This is a genomic window from Nocardioides sp. CPCC 206348 (assembly GCF_048654705.1).
Classification (GTDB): Bacteria; Actinomycetota; Actinomycetes; order Propionibacteriales; family Nocardioidaceae; genus Nocardioides.
In genome coordinates this window covers 12,892-17,614 of record NZ_JBMCZA010000202.1, presented here as the reverse complement: position 1 = coordinate 17,614, position 4,723 = coordinate 12,892, and the positions used below count along the sequence as shown (strand labels likewise).

5 protein-coding genes and 1 pseudogene are annotated in these 4,723 nt (G+C 70.0%); 5 read left to right on the top strand and 1 reads right to left on the bottom strand.

All coding sequences use genetic code 11. The annotated features are described in order from the left end of the window. The 5 genes from ACOADB_RS19625 to ACOADB_RS19605 form a co-directional block, all read left to right on the top strand. On the top strand, positions 1 to 267 hold a 267-nt coding region (locus tag ACOADB_RS19625; RefSeq protein WP_378602316.1), incomplete at its 5' end, for a hypothetical protein. After that, positions 267 to 1,250, top strand: coding sequence for an MCE family protein (locus ACOADB_RS19620; RefSeq protein ID WP_378602313.1), 984 nt, complete (start codon positions 267 to 269; stop codon positions 1,248 to 1,250). The genes ACOADB_RS19625 and ACOADB_RS19620, both read left to right, overlap by 1 nt. Next, positions 1,247 to 2,395, top strand: coding sequence for an MCE family protein (locus ACOADB_RS19615; protein ID WP_378602310.1), 1,149 nt, complete (start codon positions 1,247 to 1,249; stop codon positions 2,393 to 2,395). Before ACOADB_RS19620 ends, ACOADB_RS19615 begins: the two co-directional genes overlap by 4 nt. Then, positions 2,392 to 3,360: an MCE family protein gene (locus tag ACOADB_RS19610; RefSeq protein ID WP_378602307.1), complete on the top strand. Its 969-nt coding sequence runs from the start codon at positions 2,392 to 2,394 to the stop codon at positions 3,358 to 3,360. The genes ACOADB_RS19615 and ACOADB_RS19610 overlap by 4 nt, the downstream gene beginning before the upstream one ends. After that, on the top strand, positions 3,357 to 4,502 hold the full coding sequence (locus tag ACOADB_RS19605) for an MlaD family protein (protein ID WP_378602304.1): 1,146 nt from the start codon (positions 3,357 to 3,359) through the stop codon (positions 4,500 to 4,502). Before ACOADB_RS19610 ends, ACOADB_RS19605 begins: the two co-directional genes overlap by 4 nt. A 34-nt stretch (positions 4,503 to 4,536) precedes the next feature. On the opposite strand, the pseudogene ACOADB_RS19600 reads toward ACOADB_RS19605, so the two are convergent. Then, positions 4,537 to 4,723, bottom strand: a pseudogene (locus tag ACOADB_RS19600) (winged helix-turn-helix domain-containing protein); the annotation flags it as partial.

The following is a 4,723-nucleotide window of genomic DNA, read 5'->3' as shown; positions in this document are numbered from 1 at the left end:
ACTGCCGACCTCGTCGACGGCGTCAGCGGGCCGATCGTCAACGTGACAGGTCTGGCGCAGCCGTGGTTCGGCTTCCTTGCCGACAGGAAGGACCTCCTCGCCCGCACCGGCGCCGCCGTCCCGCAACAGCTCGAGGTCTACCTCCGGACGCTCGGTTACGGCAGCTATCTCAACGTCTTCGTCTGCACCCACTTCCTCAAGCTCGCCGGTGGGCCGTCCATCGATCTCGGCGTTGCCGGCGACCGCCACTCGAAGAGGTGCCGGTGATGGGAGACGCCTGGGGCCGCCTGGCCTGGCCGTTGCGCATCGTGGTCATCTGCGCCGTGGCCGCACTCGTCCTGCTCGGCATCAGGAGCATCGGCGGGGAGCCCGCCTACCACGTGCGACTGCACCATGCCGCAGGCATCGAGGCAGGCGACGACGTTCGGGTCGCCGGCTTGAAGGTCGGCAAGGTGACCGGGGTCAGCGCCGACCGCGACGAGGTCGACGTGACGTTCGCGCTCACCCAGTCCCCCGAGGACCTCGGCATCACCGACGACAGCAACGCCGAGGTCAAGCTGCTCTCGATCCTCGGTGAACGGTTCCTGTCCCTGACTCCCGGCGACGGGCGCCCACTGGCCGACGACGCCACGATCGCCGTCGAACACGCCAGCGACAGCTACACCATCGAGCGGTTCTGGCTCGAGGCGACCCCGCAGGTGGAAGCACTCGATCTCGACCGGATCCAGCAGGCCGTCGACGTCCTGGCCACGGACCTCGACATCGCGCCCACCGCCATCCGCGACGCCCTCGACGGCATTGCCGGCGTCTCGGCCATCGTCAACGACCGCGAGCAACAGATCGATGACCTGCTCGTCTCCACCCGTGCCGTCACCAGCCTCGTGCTCGACCAGACCGACGAGCTCGACGACATCCTCACCAACGGCACCGCCCTGATGCTGATGGTCCAGCAGCGCAAGGACACCATCCAGGCGCTGCTGGACGACGCCCACCGCTTCGTCACCGGGCTCACGGCCGTCGTACGAAAGACCGCGCCGCAGCTGAAGCCGGCGCTGCGTGACCTGCGCACGGTGGTCGGGGTGCTGACCAGGCACCGCAAGCTGCTCGACCGCACGCTGGAGCTGGCCGGGCCGACCATGCGGGTGTTCACCAACGCCACCGGCGACGGTCCCTGGCTCGGCGTCAATGCTCCCTGGGCCATCGTTCCCGACGACCTGGTCTGCTCGATCACCCCCGAGGACTGCCAGTGAACGCGCACATCTACCGGCGTCAGGTGTTCGGCCTCCTGGCCGGCGCCCTCCTGCTCGCACTCGCCGTGTCCGGTGTCCGCATGCTCGGCTGGCTCGACGGCGAGGACCCGGACGCGCTGGTGGTGAGTGCCGACTTCGTCGACACCACCGGCGTCTACGTCGGCAACGAGGTGACCTACCTCGGGGTGCACATCGGCGAGATCGTCGATGTCGAACCGCGGGGCACGTCGATGCGTGTCGTCATGCACCTCGAGCCCGGCACCGAGCTCCCGAAGGACGCCGGCGCACAGATCCTGCAGGGCTCGCTGGTGACCGACCGGTTCATCGAGCTGGGGCCGGCCTACACCGGCGGCCCGAAGCTCGCCTCCGGCGCCCGCATCGACGCCGACCACACCCGCTCCCCCGCCACGGTCGACGAGATCGCCAAGGCGATCGACGACCTGGTGCTCGCCCTCGACGCCGACCTCGGCGACGGCAAGGGCGGCAAGGGACTCGGCGAGGCCCTGTCCACGACTGCGGCAGCACTCAAGGGCAACGGCCCCCATCTGCGCAGCGCGCTCGCCGAGAGCCGCGACGCCCTGGCCGCGATCAACGACAAGGACGCCGACCTCACCGCCGTGACGGCCAACCTCCTCGAACTGGTGACGACGCTGGGCCAGCGTGATCGACAGCTGCGCTCGTTCACCCGCGCGGCAGCCGACACGACCAGCGTCCTCGCCGACGAGCGCGACGAGCTGGTGGCCACCCTGGGCAGCCTCGACGAGCTGACCCGGCTCACCAACCAGTTCCTGAAGGACAACGGCGAGGTCCTCGGTGAGGACCTGGCCGGTCTCGCGGACGTCGTCGGCATCGTCCGGGAGAACCAGGACTCGCTGTCGGAGGCCTTCGACGTGATGCCGACCATGGCCGAGAACTTCGCGCGGGCCTACGACTGGGACAAGGGCCGCCTGCGTGTCCAGTTCTCGTTCGCCGTCGGTCCGTTCGCGGCCGCCTTCCGCAGCCACAGCTGCGCCGTCTTCGCAGAGACCCTCGGTGGCACAGCGGGCACCGAGCTGTGTGGGGCGCTGTTCGACACCGACGGGTCCGGCCTCCTCGATCCCGTCCTCGACGGGCTCTTCACCACGTTGCTGGGCGGTGCCGCATGAGAACGACGGCTGCTGCGCTGGTCCTCGCTGTGGGTGCTCTCGCCTCCGGTTGCGGCTTGAGCCTGGACGACGTCCCGATGCCGAGCCTGGTCAGCGGACCGACGTACACCATCAGGGTGGAGTTCGATGACGCCCTCAACCTGCCCGTGGACGCTCCGGTCAAGCTCGACGGCGCGACCGTGGGGCAGGTGAACGCCGTCGAGGCGGGCGAGTACGTCGCCGAGGTCGAGCTGGCGCTGTCGACCACGGTTGAGCTCCGCGACACCTCCCGGGCCGAGATCCGGCTGACCTCACCCATGGGGACTGCGTTCGTCCAGCTGTTCCCCGGCGCCGAGGGCGAGCCGTTGCGTGCGGGCGATTCCCTGCCGGTGGCAGCGACGGGCTCCGCACCCGACGTGACCGACCTGCTGTCGGCCCTGTCGACGGTCGTGACCGGTGGCAGCTTCGCCGACATCTCGACCATCGTGAAGCAGCTCAACGTCGCCTTGACCGGCAATGCGCAGGACGTTCGGAGCCTGCTCGGTCGCCTCGACACCGCGGTCACCGACCTGAACACCGAGTTCCCCCGCATCGACCGCCTCACCCGCGCCCTGGACCGGCTCACCAGGAAACTGGCCGGCGACCTGCCGGACATCACCCGGTCGCTGACCGACCTCACCGACCTGGTCGTGTCGTTCGACGCCCAGCGCATCGATCTCGTCGCCGCGATGGAGTCACTGCGGCAGTTCGATGTCGTGGCGACACCGCTGACGCGTGCCGTGCGCGACGACCTGGTCAGCCAGCTCGAGGACATGGGTCCGGTCGTCCGCACGCTGCTGCGCGGCCGCAAGGACATCGAGGGCGTGATGGAAGGGCTGGTCGCCTTCGCCTCGGGCAGCGACCTGGCCGCACCGGGTGACTACGCGAACTTCGACCTGACCTTCCTGCTCGACCTGGCTGGGCTGGCGAAGGCGGGGACCCCATGACCACGATCGAACGGACCTCGACGGAACAGGTCGCCGACACGGCCCGCGCGTGGAAGCGGCGCAGTCACCTTGCGCAGGCGCTGATCCTGTTCATCCTCATCGGAGGCGTGCTCTACGTCGCCGACACCGTCGTCGGTGGTTCCCTGTTCCGCAATCCGTACCACCTCACGGTCCAGCTCCCCCAGGCAGCAGGACTCCACGAGGGTTCGGTCGTGACCTACCGCGGCCAGCGGATCGGCGAAGTCCTCGAGGTGAACCTCGGCACCGAACCCGGCATCGGCGCCGTCGCGCTGCTCGAGATCGAGTCGGACGTCGACGTGCCGGAGGACAGCACGATGGAGGTGCGCAACCTGTCCGCCGTGGGCGAGCAGTACCTCGACGTACGGCCTCGGAGCGACGGCGGGCCCTACCTCGCCCACGGAGCCACCGTGGCGGTCTCGGACACCTCGGTCCCGGTCAACGTGCCCGACGTGCTCGCGCACGCCCAGGGGCTGATGTCCCACCTCGACGTCGCGGACATCCGCACCATCGCCGACGAGACGGCGGCCATCTTCGGCAACGCCGAGGAGGACGTCGACCTGCGGGCCCTCGCCATCGAGATGGAGACGGCCTTCGCCATGCTGCGGCGGCTGGAGCCTGATCTCACCCTGCTCGCCCGACGCGCCGAGAAGCCGCTGGCGACCGTGGCCGAGCTCTCTCCCGAGATCCGCGGGATGTCGCACGACCTCGAGCTGATCGCCGCGTCCCTCGCAAAGGCCACCCCTGACATCCGCCGGACCGTGACGACCTCGCTCGACCTGCTGCCGCGTCTGGACCGTTGGTGGCGCGCGACCTCACCCGAGCTCCGCCGGATGCTGCAGAACGGCGTACCGGTGACCGAGATGGCCGCGCGTCACCTCCGCGGCCTCCAGCACTGGCTGGACTGGGTGCCGATGCAGGCCGACGTGATGGCCGGCAGCACGCGCGGTGGCAGCGGCCGGGTCGCGTTGGTCCCCCGGATCCTCAGGAACTGCATCTACGACACGAAGGTCCAGCGGGACATCCAGGACACCCGTCGCCGGGCACCCGTGACCGACGTGCGCTGCACCGATCCGCCCCCAGGCACCCAGGGCCGTGGGTCCGGTGCCGTCCCCCGGCAGTAGCTCCACCGGAGAACGACGACGACCGTCCGGTCAGCTACCCCTGCGCACTGACCTCGCCCGCCAGTGCCGGCGCCAGGTCGCCGTTCGGTGCGACGACGACCTCGTCCAGCCCCAGCCAGCCCGCGAGCTGGTGGAGCTCAGCGGCGAGCTCGGCCGCCGTGTCCGCCGGTGCGCCCGGCTCGGACCACGCGGACTGCACCAGAAGGCGCGACCGCGCCCGA